The 20727-nt window shown below is 63.3% G+C and carries 18 protein-coding genes and 1 tRNA gene; 8 read left to right on the top strand and 11 right to left on the bottom strand.

Features of this window, described 5'->3' with window-relative positions; all coding sequences use genetic code 11:
• Positions 1-54: 54 nt before the first annotated feature.
• The 3 genes from KI609_RS14745 to mfd form a co-directional block, all read right to left on the bottom strand.
• A complete protein-coding gene (locus KI609_RS14745; protein WP_226444349.1) occupies positions 55-243 on the bottom strand; it encodes a DUF3149 domain-containing protein in 189 nt (62 codons plus the stop codon).
• 100 nt (positions 244-343) lie between these two features.
• Positions 344-1012 carry a hypothetical protein gene (locus KI609_RS14740; protein WP_226444348.1) on the bottom strand — a complete coding sequence of 223 codons (669 nt, stop codon included), beginning with the start codon at positions 1010-1012 and terminating at the stop codon, positions 344-346.
• Between the two features lie 76 nt (positions 1013-1088).
• On the bottom strand, positions 1089-4553 hold the full coding sequence (gene mfd / locus KI609_RS14735; protein WP_226444347.1) for a transcription-repair coupling factor: 3465 nt from the start codon (positions 4551-4553) through the stop codon (positions 1089-1091).
• A gap of 96 nt (positions 4554-4649) precedes the next feature.
• Here mfd and KI609_RS14730 point away from each other — a divergent pair, with 96 nt between their 5' ends.
• Together KI609_RS14730 and ispF are read left to right on the top strand one after the other, a co-directional pair.
• On the top strand, positions 4650-5615 hold the full coding sequence (locus KI609_RS14730) for an IspD/TarI family cytidylyltransferase (protein ID WP_226444346.1): 966 nt from the start codon (positions 4650-4652) through the stop codon (positions 5613-5615).
• 56 nt (positions 5616-5671) lie between these two features.
• Positions 5672-6178 (top strand): 2-C-methyl-D-erythritol 2,4-cyclodiphosphate synthase, encoded by a 507-nt coding sequence (gene ispF, locus KI609_RS14725; RefSeq protein WP_226444345.1) that lies wholly within the window; start codon positions 5672-5674, stop codon positions 6176-6178.
• 42 nt (positions 6179-6220) lie between these two features.
• Here ispF and KI609_RS14720 read toward each other — a convergent pair whose 3' ends face one another.
• Together KI609_RS14720 and ompR are read right to left on the bottom strand one after the other, a co-directional pair.
• Positions 6221-7750, bottom strand: a complete 1530-nt coding sequence (locus tag KI609_RS14720; RefSeq protein ID WP_226444344.1) for an ATP-binding protein — start codon at positions 7748-7750, stop codon at positions 6221-6223.
• 6 nt (positions 7751-7756) lie between these two features.
• A complete protein-coding gene (gene ompR, locus KI609_RS14715) occupies positions 7757-8488 on the bottom strand; it encodes a two-component system response regulator OmpR (RefSeq protein WP_226444343.1) in 732 nt (243 codons plus the stop codon).
• A 217-nt stretch (positions 8489-8705) separates the two neighbouring features.
• Here ompR and KI609_RS14710 point away from each other — a divergent pair, with 217 nt between their 5' ends.
• Positions 8706-9419, top strand: a complete 714-nt coding sequence (locus tag KI609_RS14710) for an SIMPL domain-containing protein (RefSeq protein ID WP_226444342.1) — start codon at positions 8706-8708, stop codon at positions 9417-9419.
• A gap of 240 nt (positions 9420-9659) precedes the next feature.
• Here the strand turns inward: KI609_RS14710 and KI609_RS14705 are convergent, their stop codons facing one another.
• Positions 9660-10442 carry a 3-hydroxybutyrate dehydrogenase gene (locus KI609_RS14705; RefSeq protein WP_226444341.1) on the bottom strand — a complete coding sequence of 261 codons (783 nt, stop codon included), beginning with the start codon at positions 10440-10442 and terminating at the stop codon, positions 9660-9662.
• Positions 10443-10558: 116 nt separating this feature from the next.
• Here KI609_RS14705 and KI609_RS14700 point away from each other — a divergent pair, with 116 nt between their 5' ends.
• From KI609_RS14700 to KI609_RS14690, 3 genes are all read left to right on the top strand, one after another.
• The gene (locus KI609_RS14700) at positions 10559-11527 is read left to right on the top strand and encodes an alpha/beta fold hydrolase (protein WP_226444340.1); all 969 of its coding nucleotides are present in this window, start codon (positions 10559-10561) and stop codon (positions 11525-11527) included.
• Complete coding sequence (locus KI609_RS14695; protein ID WP_226444339.1) at positions 11524-13737, top strand: RelA/SpoT family protein; 2214 nt, start codon at positions 11524-11526, stop codon at positions 13735-13737. Before KI609_RS14700 ends, KI609_RS14695 begins: the two co-directional genes overlap by 4 nt.
• Before the next feature lie 86 nt (positions 13738-13823).
• A tRNA-Val gene (locus KI609_RS14690) sits at positions 13824-13900 on the top strand.
• On the opposite strand, the gene KI609_RS14685 is transcribed toward KI609_RS14690, so the two are convergent.
• The gene (locus KI609_RS14685) at positions 13895-14107 is read right to left on the bottom strand and encodes a hypothetical protein (RefSeq protein ID WP_226444338.1); all 213 of its coding nucleotides are present in this window, start codon (positions 14105-14107) and stop codon (positions 13895-13897) included. The genes KI609_RS14690 and KI609_RS14685 overlap by 6 nt on opposite strands.
• A 24-nt stretch (positions 14108-14131) precedes the next feature.
• Complete coding sequence (locus KI609_RS14680; protein ID WP_226444337.1) at positions 14132-15220, bottom strand: mechanosensitive ion channel family protein; 1089 nt, start codon at positions 15218-15220, stop codon at positions 14132-14134.
• 342 nt (positions 15221-15562) lie between these two features.
• On the opposite strand from KI609_RS14680, the gene phaR reads away from it, so the two are divergent.
• Positions 15563-16075 (top strand): polyhydroxyalkanoate synthesis repressor PhaR, encoded by a 513-nt coding sequence (gene phaR / locus KI609_RS14675; protein ID WP_226450434.1) that lies wholly within the window; start codon positions 15563-15565, stop codon positions 16073-16075.
• Between the two features lie 177 nt (positions 16076-16252).
• Positions 16253-17644 (top strand): 30S ribosomal protein S12 methylthiotransferase RimO, encoded by a 1392-nt coding sequence (rimO, locus tag KI609_RS14670; protein ID WP_226444336.1) that lies wholly within the window; start codon positions 16253-16255, stop codon positions 17642-17644.
• A 168-nt stretch (positions 17645-17812) separates the two neighbouring features.
• On the opposite strand, the gene efp is transcribed toward rimO, so the two are convergent.
• The 3 genes from efp to KI609_RS14655 all read right to left on the bottom strand — a co-directional run bounded on the left by efp (position 17813) and on the right by KI609_RS14655 (position 20654).
• Positions 17813-18367 (bottom strand): elongation factor P, encoded by a 555-nt coding sequence (gene efp, locus KI609_RS14665; protein ID WP_226444335.1) that lies wholly within the window; start codon positions 18365-18367, stop codon positions 17813-17815.
• Between the two features lie 149 nt (positions 18368-18516).
• Positions 18517-19698 carry an elongation factor P maturation arginine rhamnosyltransferase EarP gene (earP, locus tag KI609_RS14660; RefSeq protein ID WP_226450432.1) on the bottom strand — a complete coding sequence of 394 codons (1182 nt, stop codon included), beginning with the start codon at positions 19696-19698 and terminating at the stop codon, positions 18517-18519.
• Between the two features lie 35 nt (positions 19699-19733).
• Positions 19734-20654, bottom strand: coding sequence for a LysR family transcriptional regulator (locus KI609_RS14655; protein WP_226444334.1), 921 nt, complete (start codon positions 20652-20654; stop codon positions 19734-19736).
• Positions 20655-20727 lie beyond the last annotated feature (73 nt).

Raw genomic sequence — 20727 nt, 5'->3', positions numbered from 1 at the left:
GCGTTACCGCGTGGCGCCTGGGGTGCCTGAGGCGCCTTACCAGTGAATGGGCCCTCAGCGCGAGGGTGGCAGGGTTTTGCTGCCGCCAGTCGGCACACTTTTACCGGGTTCGGGAGATTGTGGCGCGCCCATCTTGCCCAGGAACATGCGCAAAAAGAACCCCGCCATACACAGCATGAAGCCAATGCCGATGATGCTCATCAAGCCATAGGGGGTGGTGAAAAGGTCGTGCAGCAGTTTCATGAGTAACCTCGTTTTAAATGGGGTTACTGACTATTGCGCTATTCGGTGGGGTTGCCCTTGAGTTGCGTCAAACCCTGCGGCTGCCATGGCAAAAGCCACGTCATTCCGGACGTGGCAGGTACAGGCGATCCGACCACGTGGCCAGCCATTCAGGCTTGAAGGCCACAAAAATGGCGGCCAACATGCCGGTGACAAATCCGTCGCCCCAAGCCATGAGCCAGCGGGCCACCAGGGAGAGCTCGGTGCCTACGCCCGGCAACAGATGGCCACCCCACTGGGACAAGGCGCCTGCCGCGAAGACACACGCCACAGTGCCCAGAAAAGCCCGGCCCAGCACATACACAAACGGCTGGGTGCCGATGAAACGCCGAATCAACGCCCCCAGCCCCAGGGCCAGCGTGGCGGGCACCACGCCCATCCAGGTGACGGTGGACAGCGCCTCGGGCCAGGCCAGTGCGGGCGAGAGAAGCCCGGCACAGCCCCCCACCACGACCAGCACCGGGATGGCGAGCGGCCAGCCCAGCATCAGCACCACCAGGCACGCGCCAGACATTTGCAGCTGCAGCGGCATGGCGTGCAGTGCGGGCAGTGCGGGCAGTGCCCACATCCAGGGCAGAAACACCAGTGTGGCGAACAGCGGCGTCCACAGTGCAGACGGCGCAGCGTGGGTCTCGTTTGTCAGGGGCTTGCGGCTGGCCAGCATGCGCCAGGGCCGTGCTGCCACGGCAGCCGCCAAAGCAATGAGAACGAGAGCAGCCTCCAGCCACATGGGTTTTTTTACTACTCTATTGATAGCTGCCAGCGCTTTATGGATAAGCGCTAGAGGCCAATTTCATTCAAAAAAATCAAGCAGCCACCAGCGGCTGCCCCAGGCTGCGCAGAATGTCCCGCACCATCTGCGCGCGGTCCTTCGGGTCCTTCAGTTCACGCTCGATGCGCAGCTTTTCGTTGCCCGCCAGCTTGATGTGCTTGTTTTTCTGGATCAGCTCAATGATGCGCATGGGGTCGATGGGCGGCTGGGGTTTGAAAGTGATGTTGATCACCCCCGGGGCCGCATCCACCTTCACCACGCCATAGGGCTGGCTCAGCACGCGCAGGCGGTGCACGTCGATGAGTGTCTGCGCCTGCGGCGGCAGCTTGCCGAAGCGGTCCACGATCTCTTCAAGCAGCGCATCGATCTGGTCGCTGGTCTTGGCCGTGGCCAGCTTTTTGTAGAACGACAGGCGCAGGTGCACGTCACCGCAGTAGTCGTCGGGCAGCAGGGCGGGGGCGTGCAGGTTGATGTCGGTGGTGACGGACAAGGGCGCCAGCAAATCGGGCTCTTTGCCCGCCTTGAGCGCCTTGACGGCTTCGTTGAGCATCTCGTTGTAGAGCTGGAAGCCCACTTCGAGCATGTTGCCGCTCTGGTTCTCGCCCAGCACCTCGCCCGCACCGCGGATCTCCAGGTCGTGCATGGCCAGGTAGAAGCCGCTGCCCAGTTCCTCCATCTGCTGGATGGCGTCGAGCCGCTGCTGCGCCTGCTTGGTAAGGCCCTCCACATCGGGCACCATCAGATAGGCATACGCTTGGTGGTGGCTGCGGCCCACGCGCCCGCGCAACTGGTGCAGCTGCGCCAGGCCGAACTTGTCGGCGCGGCTCATGATGATGGTGTTGGCGGTGGGCACGTCGATGCCGGTCTCGATGATGGTCGAGCACAGCAGGATGTTGTAGCGCTGGGCCACGAAGTCGCGCATCACGCGTTCGAGCTCGCGCTCGGGCATCTGGCCGTGGGCCACGGCGATGCGGGCCTCGGGCAAAATTTCTTCGAGCTTCTGGCGGCGGTTCTCGATGGTCTCCACCTCGTTGTGCAAAAAGTAGCACTGGCCGCCGCGCTTCAATTCGCGCAGCACTGCCTCGCGGATCACGCCCGTGCCTTCGTTGCGCACAAAGGTCTTGATCGCCAGGCGCCGCTGCGGCGCGGTGGCGATGACCGACAGGTCACGCAGCCCTTCGAGCGCCATGCCCAGCGTGCGCGGGATGGGCGTGGCCGTGAGGGTGAGCACGTCCACCTCGGCGCGCAGGGCCTTCATCTGCTCCTTGTGGCGCACGCCGAAGCGGTGCTCCTCGTCGATGATCAAAAGGCCCAGGTCGTGGAACTTGGTGGATTCGGAGAGCAGCTTGTGCGTGCCCACCACGATGTCCACCGTGCCGTCGCCAATGCCCTTGATGGCCGCCGTGATCTCCTTGCCTGAGCGAAAACGGGACACCTCGGCCACCTTGATGGGCCATTTGCTGAAGCGGTCCACCAGCGTCTGGTAGTGCTGCTCGGCCAGCAGCGTGGTGGGCGCGAGGAAGGCCACCTGCTTGCCGCCCGTGACGGCCACGAAGGCCGCACGCAGTGCTACCTCGGTCTTGCCAAAGCCCACGTCCCCGCAGACCAGGCGGTCCATGGGCCGGGGGCTGATCATGTCCTGGATCACCGCGTGGATGGCGGCGTTCTGGTCGGCCGTTTCTTCAAAGCCGAAGTCGTTGGCAAAAGTCTCGTAATCCTGTGGGCTGTAGCGGAAGGCGTGGCCTTCACGCGCCGCGCGGCGGGCGTAGATGTTGAGCAGCTCGGCCGCGCTGTCGCGCACCTGCTCGGCGGCCTTGCGCTTGGCCTTTTCCCACTGGCCGCTGCCCAGCTTGTGCAGCGGCGCCTCGTCGGCGCTCACGCCGGTGTAGCGGCTGATCAGCTGCAGCTGGCTCACGGGCACGTAGAGCACGGCCTTGTCTGCGTATTCGAGGTGCAAAAACTCCTGCATGGCGGGCGTGCCGTCGGGGTTCTTGTTACCCACGTCCATGTTGATGAGGCCCCGGTAGCGGCCGATGCCGTGGGCGCTGTGCACCACGGGGTCGCCCAGGGTGAGCTCGGACAGGTCCTTGATCAGCGCCTCGACGTCGCTTACCTGCTCCTGCTTCTTGCGCCGGCGTGTGGTGGGGCCGGCGGCGAACAGCTCGGTCTCGGTGACGAAGTCGATGCCGTCTTCAATCCAGCTGAAGCCCACGTTGAGCCCGGCGGTGGCGATGCCCACCTTTTCGTCGGCTGTGCGCTGGAACTCGGCCAGTGAGTCAAAGGCTGGCGGGCTCACGCCGCTGGCGCGCAAAAAGTCCAGCAGGCTTTCGCGGCGGCCATCGCTCTCAGCCAGCAGCAGCACACGGCGCTGCGTGTTGCGGATGTGGGCATGCAGGCGGGCCAGCGGGTCTTCGGCGCCGCGCACCACCGACAGGTCTCCGAGCTTCTGGAAGTGCGGGTTGTCGGCAACGTCCTCCACCCCAGGGCGGATGGAAAGCTGCGCATGTTGGTTGGCGCGCGTGTAGAACTGGTCGATGGACAGGAACAGTGACTCGGGCGGCAGCGCCGGGCGCTCGGGATCGCCCTGGATCAGGCGAAACCGGTCCTTGGTGTCCTGCCAGAACCGCTGGAAGGCAGGCTCCAGGTCGCCATGCAACACCACCGTAGCCTCGCCGCCCAGGTAGTCGAACACGGTGGCCGTGTCGTCAAAGAACAGCGGCAGGTAGTACTCGATACCCGCCGTGGCCACGCCGTTGCCCATGTCTTTGTAAATGCGGCTCTTCGTGGGGTCGCCCTCGAGCATCTCGCGCCAGCGGCTGCGGAACTTGGCGCGCGCCTCATCGTCCATGGGGAACTCGCGGCCGGGCAGCAGGCGCACCTCGGGCACGGGGTACAGGCTGCGCTGGCTGTCGGGGTCGAAGGTGCGAATGGAGTCGATCTCGTTGTCGAACAGGTCCACCCGGTAGGGCACCAGCGAGCCCATGGGGAACAGGTCAATCAGCCCGCCGCGCACCGCGTATTCGCCGGGGCTAACCACCTGCGAGACATGGCTGTAGCCCGCCAGCGTGAGCTGGGCCTTGAATTTGGCTTCGTCGAGCTTTTGCTTGACCTTGAAGTGGAAGGTGTAGCCAGCCAGGAACGAGGGGGGCGCGAGGCGGTACAGCGCCGTGGTGGCCGGAACCAGCACCACGTCCGCTTCGCCCTGGCTGATGCGCCACAAGGTGGCCAGCCGCTCGCTGATCAAATCCTGGTGCGGCGAGAAGGTGTCATACGGCAGCGTCTCCCAGTCAGGGAACAGCGCACAGCGCAGCGTGGGCGCGAAAAACGCCATCTCTTCGATGAGGCGCTGCGCATCGGTGGCGTCGGCCGTGACGATGGCGGTGGTGCGGCCGCCGGCCTTGTCGCGCTCGGCAAGGCGTGCCAACAGCAGGGAATCGGCGCTGCCCGCAGGACGAGGCAGGGTGAAACGTTTACCGGGGGAGAGTTTGGGCAGTTCCATGCGGACGGTGTCGTCTGGGCCCGCCGCATCCCCTGGGGCGCGAAACGCGCACGGGCTGGATGGGGGGGCAGCGGGAGATTTTAGAATGAGCGACCGATGACTGCTCCTTTGTTGCACCCTCCGCTTGCCCCACTGTCTGCCCATGGGCGTTTTTGGGCCCTGGTGCCCTGTGCTGGGATTGGCTCGCGTGCGGTGCTGGCTCCCGCTGGCCGCGTTTCTGCGCCGTCGGTGCCTGGTCTGGAGGCGCCAACCGCAACCGCCGCAGAGCGTGCGGCGCCGACGGGTTCTACGCTGGGGGCCTTTTCTGCCACAAGTGCTGTTCCAGACGGGCCCAGCGTTTCAGGGCCCCGTGCGCCTTTGCCCAAGCAATACCACGCCGTGGCGGGGCACCCCATGGTGTTGCACACGCTCGCCGCTTTTGCTGGCGTTGCGCGGCTGCTCGGCACGCTGGTGGCTGTGGCGCCGGGCGACTATTTCCTGGACGCCCATGCACATCCCGCATTTTTTGTGGTCGAGTGCGGTGGCCCTACGCGTGCGGACACCGTGTTGGGCGGCCTGCGGGCGCTGCTTGCGCGTGGTGCCCTGGGCGATGACTGGGTGCTGGTGCACGATGCAGCGCGGTGCCTGGTGACGCCAGCGCAGATCGATGCGCTCATTGATCAATGTGCGGGTGACACAGTGGGTGGGCTTCTGGCCCACAAACTGGCCGATACGCTCAAGACATCGATCGACGGGCCGGGTGGCGTGCGGGTGGCGTCCACGATAGACCGCAGCGACAAGTGGTTGGCGCAGACACCGCAGATGTTCCGTATCGGCCCTTTGATGGAGGCCATCGAGAAGGTGGGCTCCAACGTGACTGATGAAGCCAGCGCCATGGAAGCCATGGGCTTGCACCCGCGCCTGGTGCCGGGCGGTGCGCAGAATTTCAAGGTGACGTATCCGGACGACTTTGCACTGGCAGCGGCCGTGCTGGCGCAACGTGCGCACGGCACCACACTGGATCGTTTTGGCGGCGAGCGCGGGCTGGTGGCGGCGACACCAGGCAAGGTGAAACTGTTTTGACCCCTGTGGGGCAGCACACGCCGGCCCTGGGGGCGGCGACAACACAAGGCAATGGGATGAATTTCAGGATTGGCGAAGGCTGGGACGTGCATGCACTGGTGCCGGGCCGCAAGTTGGTGATTGGTGGCGTGGACATTGATCACCCGATGGGGTTGCTCGGGCATTCGGATGCCGATGTGCTGCTGCATGCCATCACCGACGCATTGCTGGGCGCGGCGGCCCTCGGCGATATCGGCAGCCATTTCCCGGACAGCGATCCCACATATAGGGGCGCTGACTCGGGTGTTCTGCTGGCCGAGGCGGCACGCCGCGTGCGTGCTGCCGGTTTTGAAGTGGGCAATATTGACAGCACCGTGGTTGCCCAGGCGCCGCGCCTGGCCGCACACATTCCTGGTATGCGAGTCGCCATTGCGCGCGCGGTGGGCGTGGCCGAAGGGCGGGTGAACGTCAAGGCCAAGACCGCCGAGCGCCTGGGGCCGGTAGGGCAGGGCCTGGCCATGGAGGCGCGGGCGGTGGCGCTGATCTACGCAACGGACGAGGCTGGCGTCGGGCGCCGAGGTTGAGGCACAGGCCACTCCGGTCGTCGCGTCGTCTCGCCCGGCCGGTCAGGCCACCCGATCCTCAGAGCGGCGCCGAGGCAACTGGCGTTTGATGGAGGGCCGCTGCAGGCGCTGCTTGGGGTCGGCGCCTTCGGGCAGGTCCGTGGCGCGTTGCAGTTGCAGGTGGGCAACCAACCCGCCGGTGCTGGAGTTCGCCAGCGCAAAAATCCCCCCCATGCGCTGCACCGTTTTATCGACGATGGACAGGCCCAGGCCCGCTCCAGCGGCAGCGGTGCGAGCGGAGTCACCCCGGAAAAATGGTTTGGTCAGGTTGGACAACTGCTCGGGCGGAACGCCTGGGCCGTGGTCGCGCAGCTTCACCAGCACCCAGTTCTCTCGGCTTTTAGCGACGATGTCCACGCTGGTGATTCCGGTGTCCTCTGTCTTGCCATAACGCCTGGCGTTTTCAAGCAGATTGGAGATCACGCGCGCGAGCTCCACCTCGTCTGCCAGCACGTTGATGTCTTCGGGCACCGACATGGTGATCTGCAACTCTCGGTGGTCCTGCACGGCATAGACACACGACGACACCACGGCGCTCAGGTTGACGGGTGTCAGCGTGACGTGATCGGGCCGCGCATAGTCCAGAAACTTGTCGATGGTGGCGTCCAGTTGCACGATGTCGGCCACCATGTGTTCGCGGGCAACCTCATCGTTCACGCTCATCTCGGTTTCCAGCCGCAACCGCGCCAATGGCGTGCGCAGGTCGTGCGAAATGCCGGCCAGCATCACCGCGCGGTCTTGCTCCAGTTTGGCGAGTTTCTGGGCCATCCGGTTAAACCCGATGTTGACTTCGCGGATCTCGCTGGTCACCGCCTCTTCGTCCAGGTGGCTGGCTGCGAAGTCACCGTCCTTGACCCGGTTGGCGGCGTAGGAGAGCTGTTTGAGCGGGCGGTTGATCAGGCGCGCAATGGCCGCAGCGCCCGCCAGCGACAGTGCAGCCGCCGTGATCAGCCAGATCAGCCACGTGCGTCCACCGGCCGGGCTAAAGCGTGAGCTGTCCATGAGCAGCCAGTTGGGATCGCCGTTGATGTTGAATCCCACCCATAGCCCGCTCTCACCATTCACGCTTTCGGCGACGATCGTGTCGGGCCCCAGGCGCCGCGTCAGCTCATCGGTAAGGCGATTACCCAAAGCAGTGGGTGACATCACTTCAAACCGGTCCTTGGGCTCGCGCGGGAGAATCCGCACGCCTTCCTGGTCGGCCATGGTTTTGATGAGCGACACGCGTGCAATGGCGTCGGAGTGCACCAGCGCAGCCCGGCTCAGGTTGACCAGCGACGCGAGCTGTTGCGCTGTTTGGATCGTGCGGGGTTCGAACTCCAGAGCGCGCAGGGTTTGCAGCCACGCCAGGATGCTGCCCACCAGCAGCAAGGCCAGCAGGAAAAAAGTACGCCAAAAGAGATTCAGTCCCACACGGGCGCGTTGTTCACGCGCCCGGCGGATCGCTTCAAGTGGCGCCGGGCTCGTGGCGTCCGAGGGGGCGTTCACTTCCCTCCGGTCAGAAGACCTGCGCTTTCCCTCGGGTTTTTGCATGGGCGATCAGTTGGTTCCGTCTGGTACGAACACATAACCCACGCCCCACACCGTCTGGATGTAGCGCGGTGCGGCGGCATCGATTTCCACCAATTTGCGCAGGCGCGAAACCTGCACATCCAAGCTACGGTCAAAGGGTTCGAACTCACGGCCACGGGCCAGCAGGGCCAGCTTTTCGCGCGACAGCGGCTGGCGCGGGTGGCGCACCAGGGCCTTGAGCATGGCAAATTCGCCAGTGGTCAGCGGCAGTTCTTCGCCATTGCGGTGCAGCGCACGAGTGCCCAGGTCGAAGGTGAACGGGCCAAAGGTGACCACCTCGTTATCGCCGGAAGGCGCGCCAGGCGCTTCCTGGGCGGGGCGTCGACGCAGCACGGCATGGATACGGGCCAGCAGCTCGCGCGGGTTGAAGGGTTTACCCAGGTAGTCATCGGCACCCACTTCCAGGCCGACGATGCGGTCCACGTCCTCGCCCTTGGCGGTGAGCATGATGATGGGGGTGCGGTCGTTGGCGGCACGCAGACGCCGGCAGATCGACAGGCCGTCTTCGCCAGGCATCATCAGGTCCAGCACGATGATGTCCACTGTCTCGCGCAAAAGCAGCCGGTTCAGCGCCTTACCGTCTTCCGCGACCATGACTTCGAAACCTTCCTGCGTCAGGTAACGGCGCAGCAAATCACGGATTCGCGCATCGTCGTCCACCACGAGAACTTTGTCGGTGCGATTGGTTGTTGTGGCCATGTTGATCTCGAGTCCAATTTGTAACAGAGCCGATTCTGACCACTTGAGGCGCCGAAGTTCGGGTTTTGACGGTGGGTTTGACCAACTGTTACAAGTTTTGCCAGGCTTCGCAGGGTGTGTGTCTCGCCTTCGTCAAGGGATATTGGGCATGCGGTTAAGGTGGTGGCCCGCAGTGCCCGCAAGAAGGCATCGCACCGACCTGAAGGACATTTTTGCCATGAAACTGAAGACATCGCTGATTGCTGCCACCGCTGTGCTCGCCTGTGCGGGCGCGGCTTTCGCCCAAACCGCCCCGGTCTCCGAGCCACGCAATGTGGTCCAGTTGTCGGCCACCGGGACGGTGGAAGTTCAGCAGGATCTGTTGGTGCTCAGCCTGGCGACGAGCAAAGAAGCCGCCGATGCGGCCACGGTGCAAAGCCAGCTCAAGCAGGCACTCGACGCCGCCTTGACCGAAGCCAAGCGCAGCGCGCAGCCCGGCCAGCTGGATGTGCGCACCGGCCCGTTTGGCCTGTACCCGCGCTACGGCAAGGACGGCAAGATCAATGGTTGGCAAGGCCGCGCTGAGTTGGTGCTCGAAGGCCGTGACTTCGCCCGGATCACCGCGACGGCTGGCAAGATCCAGACGCTGGCCATCAACCAGGTGGCGTTTGGCTTGTCGCGCGAAGCCCGCGCCAAGGTGGAGGGCGAGGCGCAGACGCAGGCCATTGAGCAGTTCAAAGCCCGGGCGTCCGAGCTGGCCAAAGGCTTTGGTTTCAGCAACTACAGCCTGCGCGAAGTGTCTGTGAACAGCAATGAAATGATGCCCGGCCCGCGCCCACGCATGATGGCGGCAGAGGCGAAAATGGGCTCGTATGCTGACTCTGCCGTGCCGGTAGAAGCGGGCAAGGCGCAGGTCATCGTGAACGTGTCGGGCTCCGTGCAGATGCGGTAAGCACGGGCGGTGTTGTTGCGCCGAAAATTTAGGTGTAAATGGCTGCTAGCGCTTTATTTATAAGCGCTAGCAGCTATCAAAAGAAGAGTGCAAGAGTGCAAGGAGAGTGCTTTAGGGCGCACTCTCCACCATCCTCGCCGTGGCGTTGGCGTCTGTTGGTGCCCCCGCAGGGTCGCACGGCTTCACGTCGGTTGGCCCGTGCCCGTGTTTGGCTTGCTCAGGCCGGGGCGTTGTTCGTTGTTATTGGGCGGCCCAGCCGCCATCCATGTTCCAGGCCGCGCCGCGCACATTGTTGGCGGCGGGGGAGCAGAAAAATACCGCCAGCTCTCCCAGCTCTTCAGGCGTGGTGAACTGCATCGACGGCTCTTTTTCGCCCAGCAAGAGCTTTTTGGCGTCTTCGTTCGATATGCCATGCTCTGCCGCCTTGGCATCGACCTGCTTTTGCACCAACGGCGTGAGCACCCAACCCGGGCAGATCGCATTGCAGGTGACGCCCGTGGCCGCGTTTTCGAGCGCAATGACCTTGGTCAGGCCCACGATGCCGTGTTTGGCGGCCACGTAGGCGGATTTTTGCGCTGAACCCACCAGCCCGTGTACCGATGCCACGTTGATGATGCGGCCCCAGTTGGCGCTCTTCATGGCGGGCAGGGCCAGCCGTGAGGTGTGGAATGCGCTGCTCAGGTTGATGGCGATCACCGCATCCCAGCGCTCCACGGGGAAGTCTTCCACCGGGGCCACATGCTGGATGCCGGCGTTGTTGACCAGAATGTCCACACGTCCGAACTGCGAGGCGCTGTATTTGAGCATGTCCTCGATGTCCGCCGCGCGGCTCATGTCGGCGCCGTGATAGGCGACCTGCGCGCCGGCAGCGGCGCCCGCAGCCAGGACCTCGGCGCGCGGGCCGTCCACGTCGCCAAAGCCGTTGAGCACGATGTTGGCACCTTGGCGGGCCAGTGCCTTCGCGATGCCAAGACCAATGCCACTGGTGGAGCCTGTGACGAGTGCGGTTTTGCCGTTCAGCATGAGAGTCTCTCCGAATGAATTACGATGCAACACAAGGGAAGCCGGGTATGACTTGCACATTAAAGTGTGCCGACTTTCACTAGCATTATCGAGCGCTGATCCCGGATTTCGCACCCATGATTGAACCTACGCTGAACTACGTACTGTGCTCTGGCCCTGCCGCAGAGGGCACTTTACCGGTGACTCCGGCCATTGAGCCCGCGCCCTGCGGGCAGCACCGGATGGCGTACTGGGAATGGAACGCCACAGGCAACCCAGCGCACCCCCACGTGGTCATGTGTGTGCATGGCCTGTCGCGCCAGGGGCGCGACTTTGACACCCTGGCGCGCGCGCTCAGCCCTCATGCCCGCGTGATTTGCCCCGATGTCGTGGGGCGTGGCCACAGCGACTGGCTGGCTGACCCCCTGGGTTACCAGATACCGCAGTACGCAGCCGACATGCTGGCACTGCTGGCGCAGGTGCACCACGCTGCGCCCATCGCCACGCTCGACTGGGTGGGGACCAGCATGGGCGGGCTGATTGGCATGGCCGTGGCGGGTCAGGCCGGGTTGCCGCTACCCGCGCCAGTGCGTCGCCTGGTGCTTAACGATGTCGGGCCCACCATCCAATGGGAGGCGCTGCAGCGCATTGGCCAATACCTTGGGCAACTGGTGCGTTTCGAGTCGCTGCAACAGGCGGCTGACGCCATGTGGGCAGTTTCCACCAGCTTTGGCCCCCACACACCTGCACAGTGGCTGGAGCTGTCGCGCGCAATGGTGCGCCCGTTGCCAGAAGGGGGTGTCACGCTGCACTACGACCCCCGCATTGTTGTGCCATTCAAAAGCCTCACGCAGGCCGCCGCTTTAGAAGGAGAAAAGACGCTGTGGCAGCTGTATGACCACATCACGGCGCATACCCTGCTGCTGCGTGGTGCGCAGTCAGACCTGCTGACGCGCGACACTGCACATGCCATGGCGCTGCGGGGCCCGCGTGCACACATGGTTGAATTTGACGGTGTGGGGCACGCCCCCACACTGGTGGCGCCCGATCAGGTGGCCGCGGTCACCGGTTTTTTGCTGGCGTCGGAAAGTGTTATGGCCGGATGAAAACCAACCCTCTCGCACAGGCGCCTGCAGGCCCTCAGATGGATGTTGTCCCCCAGCTCATCGCGGCAACGGCCCACACGTTGCCTGAGCAGGTGAACGCGCTGGTGCGCGCGCGCTCTTTTGCCGAGCCCCTGATGGCTGGCGAGTTCCTGGATTCCGGTGAGAACACGCTCGCCCATGCCGATGCAGTGGCCGCCATTCTCAAAGGCATTGGTGGCTCGGAAGCCATGCAGGCGGCCAGCTACTTGGTGCACGCTTGCATTCACCTCAACAAGCCCGAGGAGGTCATTGCCAAGGCCTTCGGTGCCAACTTTGCCGCACTGGCTGTCGAAACCACCAACCTGATGCGCGTGCAGCTGCAGGCGCGTGGGGCGCAGCAGCTCGATGACCCGGCCATCCAGACCGAAAACGTGCGCAAGATGCTGCTCGCGTTTTCACGCGACTTGCGGGTGGTGATGCTGCGTCTGGCTTCGCGCCTGCAGACGCTGCGTTTTCATGCCGCCAGCAAGCGCCCGGTGTCACCCAGCCTTGCACGCGAATCGCTGGAGGTTTTTGCCCCGCTGGCCAATCGCTTGGGCATCTGGCAGGTGAAATGGGAACTGGAAGACTTGTCGTTCCGTTTTCTGGAACCCGACACCTACAAGGAAGTGGCCCGCCTGCTGGATGAAAAACGCGGTGAGCGCGAGGTTTACATGGAGCAACTGCGCGGGCGCCTGGAGTCCGACCTGCGCGCGCGCAGCATCAGTGCGAGCGTGCAGGGGCGCCCCAAACACATCTACAGCATCGTCAAGAAGATGCGTGGCAAGTCGCTCAACTTTGACCAGGTGTTCGACATCCGGGCGCTGCGTGTCGTGGTGCCTACGGTGAAAGACTGTTACGCGGCGCTCAGTTGGGTGCATGAACAGTTCTCGCCCATTGTGGAAGAGTTTGACGACTACATCGCCCGCCCCAAACCCAATGGCTACCAGTCGCTTCATACCGTGGTGCGGGATGATCACGGTAAACCCATCGAGATTCAGATCCGCACACAGGCCATGCACGAGCACGCAGAGCATGGCGTGGCGGCGCACTGGGCCTATAAAGAGGCGGGCAGCAAGGGATATGCAGGCGTTTCTGCGGCAGGGGAGTACGACTCGAAAATCGCTGTGCTGCGCCAGCTGCTCGCGTGGGAGCGCGACCTGGCGGGCGCCTCTGCGCACCGGGGGCTTTTTGAAGACCGCATTTATGTGCTGACGCCGGATGCGGCCGTGGTGGAGTTGCCCCAGGGCGCCACCCCGGTGGACTTTGCGTATACCGTGCACACCAGCCTGGGGCATCGGTGCCGTGGCGCCAAGGTCGATGGTTCGATGGTGCCGCTGAACACTGCCCTGCAAAACGGGCAGACGGTAGAGATATCCACCGTGAAAGAAGGGCGACCTTCGCGAGACTGGCTTAATGCCGAGCTGGGCTACCTTGTCAGCAACCGGGCGAAGGCCAAGGTGCGCGCCTGGTTCAACGCCCAGGCCACCCACGAAACCGTCGCCCGTGGCCGCGAAGCGGTGGAAAAGCTTTTGCAGCGCGAGGGCAAGACCGCCGTGAAGCTGGACGACCTGGCGATTCAGCTGGGCTTCAAGTCTGCCGACGCGTTGTTTGAAGTGGTGGGCAAGGACGAGTTCTCGCTGCGCAACATCGAAACAGTGCTGCGCCCTCCCGAGCCCGCCATTGCACCCGATGATTTTCTGCTGCTCAAAAAAGCCCGCAGCAATGAATCTGCGCCCAAGGGCGGCGTGCTGGTGGTGGGTATCGATTCGTTGCTTACCCAACTGGCCAAATGCTGCAAGCCCGCACCACCGGATGCGATCCGGGGCTTTGTCACACGTGGCAAAGGGGTCAGCGTGCACCGCGCCGACTGCAGCAACTTTCGCGAAATGGCGGTGCGCAATGGCGAACGAGTGATCGAGGTCGAATGGGGGGCCCCCAAGCAGGCCGCAAATGCAGCGGTGTACCCCGTCGATGTGGCTGTAGAGGCCGCCGACCGGCAAGGGCTGCTGCGCGATATCTCGGAAGTGTTCGCCCGCGAGAAAACCAATGTGATCGGCGTGCAGACTCAGTCCGTCAAAGGCACGGCATGGATGACCTTCACGGTGGAGGTCGCAGACTCAGGCCGCCTGAACAAGGTGTTGGGCATTGTGGCCGGCGTGGTGGGCGTGCGCTCTGCGCGGCGGCGCTGAGAAAAAAACTGCCCAACCTTGATTTGTTATCGAAGTGACCTGATCGGCGCTATTTTTATGGCTATAATCGCAGTCTAAACAACGACAGGCGCGTAGCTCAGCTGGTTAGAGCACCACCTTGACATGGTGGGGGTCGTTGGTTCGAGTCCAATCGCGCCTACCAAGTTTTTTGCTGAAAGAAACCAGCTTTCAGATACCAAAAAACTTGATGTGGATTTTTCAGAAATCCATACAACACCAAACCGCCCGAACAGGCGGTTTTTTGTTTTCTTTCCTCATTGCATGTTTGGCAGGTACGACGGGTGGCGCTGTGTTCGCCCGTTGGCCATTTGCCCATTTCCGTCCCGCATTTGTTCGGTTGTTCATTCATCGCGGCAATGTCGGTGCTTGCAAGTCACATCCCGTGTGCGCCCGTGGCTTGTACCGCGCCAGGCGCGCCCGTGTTTTTTTCGATGCGCCCCCGCACCTGGGGCAAACAGTCCGGGTATTCGCGCTGGATAAAGGTGACCAGCGCTTCGCGCACGCGGCAACGCAGGTCAAACGCCAGGCCCGATGAGCGCGCTGAAACCAGTACACGGATCTGTATCGTTCGCTCTGTCACGTCGGTGAGCTGCAGCACGCTCACGCGCCGGTCCCATTCGGGGGCGGTCTCCAGCACGCGTTGCAGTTCAGCACGCAACGGTTCCAGCGGCAGGGCGTAGTCAGCAAACAGGAAGACGGTGCCCAGAATTTCGGAGCTGGTGCGTGTCCAGTTTTGAAACGGATGCTCTATGAACCATTGCAGCGGAATGATGAGGCGCCGCTCGTCCCATATGCGCAGCACCACATAGGTGCTGGTGATCTCTTCCACCCGGCCCCATTCACCTTCAATGATGAGCACATCGTCGATACGGATGGGTTGGGCCAACGCGATCTGCAGCCCGGCGATGATGTTGCTGAACACCGGGCGTGCCGCAATGCCCGCCACGATGCCCACCACGCCGGCCGATGCCAGCAGGCTGGCGCCCACCTGTCGCGCGCCCGGAAAAGTCATCAGCATCATGGCCGTGCCCGTCATCATCACCCCTGTCATTGCGATGCGCGATAGCACGCGGGCCTGGGTGGCAATACGCCGGGCCGTGAGGTTGTCTTCGACGTCCGCCGGATGCTGCGCAATGATGCCGCTGGCGAGCCCGCCAATGGCGGCGATGAGCAGCCAGCAGGCGCACGCGATGATTGCCAACCCATTGAGATGGCGCACCGCGTTGATGTAACGCAGCTCATCGCTGGCAGCCTGCCAGACGAGTTGCAGTGCCAGCAGGGGCAGCAACACCCGCATGGCAGGGACGCAGCCCATGGCCACCGCATGCGCCACCGGGATGGGGCTGGTGGCGTGGCGCACCAGCACGGCGGCAATGCGGTGGGCAATGGCAGCCAGCAGCACCGCAACAATGGCGGCCAACGCGGTAGCCACCCAGGGAGAGAGATGAAGACCTTCGGGCATGGGCACAGACAAAGGCCGCACTGTCGCATTGGGGCGCCCCCGTGTCTGTCAGACAGCGTGCCGCATGCTCTTGGTGCCCATCGTGTGCCAATGCACGCGGTGTCGATGTTGCGGTTTGGAAAGAAAAGCCATTGAGTGGCTGCATGCGCCAAACCATAACCACCGGCTTGGGGGGGAGGGGGCGGGTGTGCAAGATATCGGTGCGAGGTGCGTGGTGTCTTGTGCCCGGTGTCTCAGGGTATTCCTCTGCCACTTTGGCGGTATGGTTTCCCTAGAATGTGTTGCACTGCAATACATGGGTTTCAACCCGAGGAGTTCGTTGTGTCCGAACAGAAAAGTGCGATGTCCAAGTCGGCCCAGCGCGTCATCAAGAAGTATCCCAATCGCCGTCTGTATGACACAGACACGTCCACCTACATCACGCTGGCCGAGGTGCGCCAACTGGTCATGGCCAGTGAGCACGTGGTGGTGCGTGACGCCAAGACGGGCGAAGACCTCACCCGCAGCATCTTGCTGCAGATCATTCTGGAAGAGGAGGCGGGCGGTGCGCCGATGTTCACCGAAGCGGTGCTGGCCAACATCATCCGGTTTTATGGCCATGCCATGCAGGGTTTCATGGGGGCTTATCTGGAAAAGAACGTGCAGGCCTTCACCGATGTACAGGCCAAGCTCGCCGAGCAGTCGCAGAGTGTGACGCCAGAGATGTGGGCGCAATTCATGAACCTGCAGTCGCCCATGCTCAAGGGCATGATGGGCAACTATGTGGAGCAATCTCAGTCCATGCTCACGCAAATGCAGGAGCAGATGCAAAAGCAGACCGAGCAGATGCTGGGTGCGTTTGGACTGAAGAGATAAGCCCCGAGGCGCTATGCGCCTGCCACCAGAGGGGGCGATGCCTTCGTTGCATGGCGGTCCGTGCCCGGCATCCCCCACGGGCGCCGCGCCCGTTTCATTTGCCCCAGCGGAAGGCAAACGGTCTCGGAATAGGGCATTCACACCGGTTCAACGCCGGAACTGGGACAATACGGGGATATGAGCGAAGTACTGTCCCCCACAAAAACCCCCAAAGTCGGATTCGTCAGCCTGGGCTGCCCCAAGGCCCTGACGGACTCTGAACTCATCCTCACGCAACTGAGCGCTGAGGGTTACGAAACCTCCAAAACCTTTCAGGGTGCGGATCTGGTCATCGTCAATACCTGCGGTTTCATTGACGATGCCGTGCGTGAAAGCCTGGACACCATTGGTGAAGCGCTGGCCGAAAACGGCAAGGTCATCGTCACCGGCTGCCTGGGCGCGCGTGCCGGTGAAGATGGCGGCAACATGGTCAAACAGATGCACCCCAGTGTGCTGGCCGTGACCGGTCCCCACGCCACGCAAGAGGTGATGGATGCTGTCCACCTGAATCTCCCCAAACCGCACGACCCTTTCATCGACCTGGTGCCGGGCGCGTTTGGCGTGGCCGGTATCAAGCTCACGCCCAAGCACTACGCTTACCTCAAGATCAGCGAAGGCTGCAATCACCGTTGCACCTTCTGCATCATCCCGTCGATGCGTGGTGATCTGGTGTCGCGCCCCGTCGGGGACGTGCTCAGCGAAGCCAAGGCCTTGTTCGAAGGCGGCGTGAAAGAACTGCTGGTGATCAGCCAGGACACATCCGCCTACGGTGTGGACGTGAAGTACCGCACCGGTTTCTGGGACGGCAAGCCCGTCAAGACCCGCATGCTGGAGCTGGTGCAGACGCTGGGTGAGATTGCCGAACCCTACGGCGCCTGGGTGCGCCTGCACTATGTGTACCCCTACCCGAGCGTGGATGAAATCATCCCGCTCATGGCCACGGGCCGCGTGCTGCCGTATCTCGACGTGCCGTTTCAGCACAGCCATCCCGACGTGCTCAAGCGCATGAAGCGCCCCGCCAGTGGTGAGCGCAATCTGGAGCGTATCCAGCGCTGGCGTGAGGCCTGCCCCGAACTGGTGATTCGCAGCACCTTCATCGCCGGTTTCCCTGGCGAGACCGAAGAAGAATTCCAGCACCTGCTCGACTTCCTGCGTGAGGCGCAGATCGACCGCGCCGGCTGCTTTGCCTACAGCGATGTGACGGGTGCTGCTGCCAACGAGTTGCCCGGCATGCTGCCGATCGAGGTGCGTGAAGAGCGCCGAGCCCGTTTCATGGCCGTGGCCGAAGAGGTGTCGATTGCCAAGTTGCAGCGCCGTGTGGGCGCCACCATGCAGGTGCTGGTGGACTCTGCCCCGGGCCTGGGCCGCAAAGGCGGCGTGGGCCGCAGCTATGCCGATGCGCCCGAGATCGACGGCACCGTGCAACTGCTGCCGCCCGAGAAAATCAGCAAGACGATGAAGGTGGGCGAGTTCACCAAGGCCCGCATCGTGGGCGTGCGTGGGCACGATCTGATCGGGCAGCCCTTCTAAAAAGTGATCAGGTAGCGCTTGGTGGCATTGGGTTTCATACTATTTAATTTGTGAAACTATTGCATAACAAGCGCTGACAGCTCACTTTTTTGTAGCGTTATGTGGCGTGACGCCATAAAAAAAGGCTTCCCGAGGGAAGCCTTTTTGCTGTGTGCGGTATCGGCACGATTACACGCGCTTGCGGTATTCACCCGTGCGGGTGTCGATTTCGATCTTGTCGCCTTGCGAGACGAACAGCGGCACGGGCACTTCAAAGCCAGTGGCGATCTTGGCGGGCTTGAGCACCTTGCCAGACGTGTCGCCCTTGACGGCGGGTTCTGTCCAGGTGATTTCGCGTTCGACGCTGGTGGGCAGCTCAACCGAGATGGCCTTGCCGTCATAGAACACCACTTCCACGGTCATGCCGTCTTCCAGGTAGTTCAGCGAGTCACCCATGTTTTCGGCTTCGACTTCGTACTGGTTGTACTCGGTGTCCATGCAGACATACATCGGGTCGGCGAAGTAAGAGTAGGTGCACTCTTTCTTGTCCAGGATCACGTTGTCGATCTTGTCGTCAGCCTTGAACACGTTTTCGGTGCCGAAGTTGCCGATCAGGCTCTTGAGCTTCATGCGCACGGTGGCAGCGCCGCGGCCGCCGCGGGCGTATTCGGTCTTCAGGACGACCATGGGGTCCTTGCCGTGCATGATGACGTTGCCGGCGCGGATTTCTTGAGCGATTTTCATAGCATGTTGCTTGGGTTGGGGCCGCTCAATGCACGGGCCGGCAAACTGGCTGAAGGATCTGCTGTTTGCCTTGCCGATGCATGTTCCGCGGCGGGAATGCGCGGGGTGGGGCACTGAAGCGCCACCTGTTTTGCGCAAAGCCTCGGATTTTACCGTTTTTCGGCGACAAAGCCCAAAAGTTGTGCGACGAGGTTGTCCTGCGTCAGCAGGCGTGCACGGGCGGCCTCAATACAGGCCGTCCACTCTGCCAGGGTGTGGGGGTCGGGCCATTGCAGCGGCGCGGTGTCCAGCCCGTTCCAGGTGGCGTGGAATTGCCGCAGCGACGCGGGGGCCTGCAGCCAGTCCAGAAACGCCCAGAGCTTGTCGTGGTGCGCGTTGTCGTGCTGCGGGTAGATGTGCCAGACCAGCGCCTGGCCCGCCCACAGTGCGCGCACCAGCGAGTCTTCGCCGCGCACGGCGTTGAAGTCGCAGGCCCACAGCATCTCGTCAAACGCAGGCTGCGGGCGTGCGGAGAGGTATGAAATACATAGCTGGTTACGTTTGTCAGATAAGCGCTGGAGGCTGATTTGACCCGTAATTTCTGCCAGTGCCGACCGCACGGCCGCCGCAGGGCGGCCCGGGGTGACGAGCAACTGCGTGGGCTGCTTTTCGCACTGCCGCAGCAAATCGGCCAGGGCCGGGGGCTCGTAGCAGAACAGCGATACCCAGCGTTGCCCCGGATCGCCGTCGCCTTCGTCTTCGCCGTCTCTATCCCCATGGCCCAGGCTGAACGCGGCCCTGTGCGCGGCACGCCAGGCAAGGCGGTCGAATGTTGCCCGGCGCGCCATGAGGTCGGGTTCGCGCAGCAGGCCGCCCGTGGCCGGGGTGAAGCCGGGGTAGAAAAACCAGCGCGTCCAGCCGGTGGCGGGGCCTGACAGGATGGGTGAAGGCAGCCGGTGGTTGCGTTCCACATAACTTTCTGCCGACAGGTATTCCAGGTTGATCCAGACGGGTTTGGGGCTGTTTTCGGCTGCAGCGCTTGATTGGCGTGCGCTATATGCTATGAATTCAGGATCGATGTCACACCCGAAGGCCTCCACCATCACGTCAGGCCTGCGTTCGTGTGGGACGGGTGGCGGTGAACCCCAGGTGCGCAGTTCCACGCCGGGGCAGCCAGCGGGCGCCATCCACTCCAGGGCCGAGGCGTCGTCCAGCCACAGGCGCACGCGGTGGCCCAAGCCGGCCAACTGCGCCACCAGGCGCCAGCACACGCCGATATCCCCAAAGTTGTCGATCACGCGGCAGAACACGTCCCACTGGAGGGCGGGCAGGGGCTGCCATGCAGATGGCAGGTCACTGTGCGATGAAAGGTGATGGGTTGGTGGGGTCACGGGGCAGGTTGATGAGGGGGCGAGGGCGGGGTTGATACGTCGCGAAGGTGGTCCACCAGCAAACGGGTCACGCTGGAGAGCGACTCTTCCGATCGCACGCACAGCGCCAGTTGTCGCTGTGCCCAGGGCTCATCGAGTGTGACGGTGCGCACCGCCAACTGCCCTTGGTACAAAGCGGCGCTGCCGCGCGGCATCACGCCGACCCCCAGGCCTGCGTTGACCATGAGGCACATGGCGTCGTAGCTGGTGACCTGGATGCGCAGGCGCAGCGGCAGCCCCGCAACCGATGCGGCCTGCGCCAGCTGGTTGTTGATGGCGCTTCCGGGGTGGGCGCCGACAAAATCAAACGGCAATGCGTCGACCAGCCGCACCGTGCGGCGGCGCGCCAGCGCGTGGCCCGTGGGCACCACCAGCACCAACTCGTCCGTTCGATAGGGCAGCAGCGTGACCCGTTCGCCGTAATGGCCTGCGTTGAGGATGCCCACGTCGGCGGCGTTCTCTGCCACCGAGTGCGCGATGGCGCTGCTGATCTGCTCTTGCAGCCGCACGTCCACCTGCGGGTGCAGCGCCATGAAGCCTTGCAACTGCGCGGGCAAAAACTGCGTGATGGCCGAGATATTGGCCACCACCCGCACATGGCCGCGCACGCCAGTGCCGTATTCGCGCATCTGGGTGGCAATGCCGTCCAGGTCGTTGAGCACACCCCGCGCCAGGTTGAGCAGCGCATAGGCGGCGGACGTGGGCTCGGTGCCTTTGTTGCTGCGCGTGAACAGGCTCACCTGCAAGGCGTCTTCCAGGTCGGCCAGGCGGCGGCTCACGGCCGAGGCGGCCAGGTGCTCGCGCGCAGCGGCGGCGGCAATGGTGCTTTCTTCCATCACGGCCACAAACAGGCGCAGGGAGACAGGGTCGAGTTTCATGGGGCGCCCATGGTACCAAGCGGGCCGGCTTGCCATGCCGGTTTGCGATGGTGGCCTGTTGCATGAGCGTTTT

Source organism: Acidovorax radicis, from assembly GCF_020510705.1.
In the GTDB taxonomy this organism is placed as follows: Bacteria; Pseudomonadota; Gammaproteobacteria; order Burkholderiales; family Burkholderiaceae_C; genus Acidovorax; species Acidovorax radicis_A.
The sequence above is the reverse complement of the archived record's forward strand: the minus strand, read 5'-3'. Positions and strand labels throughout refer to the sequence as shown.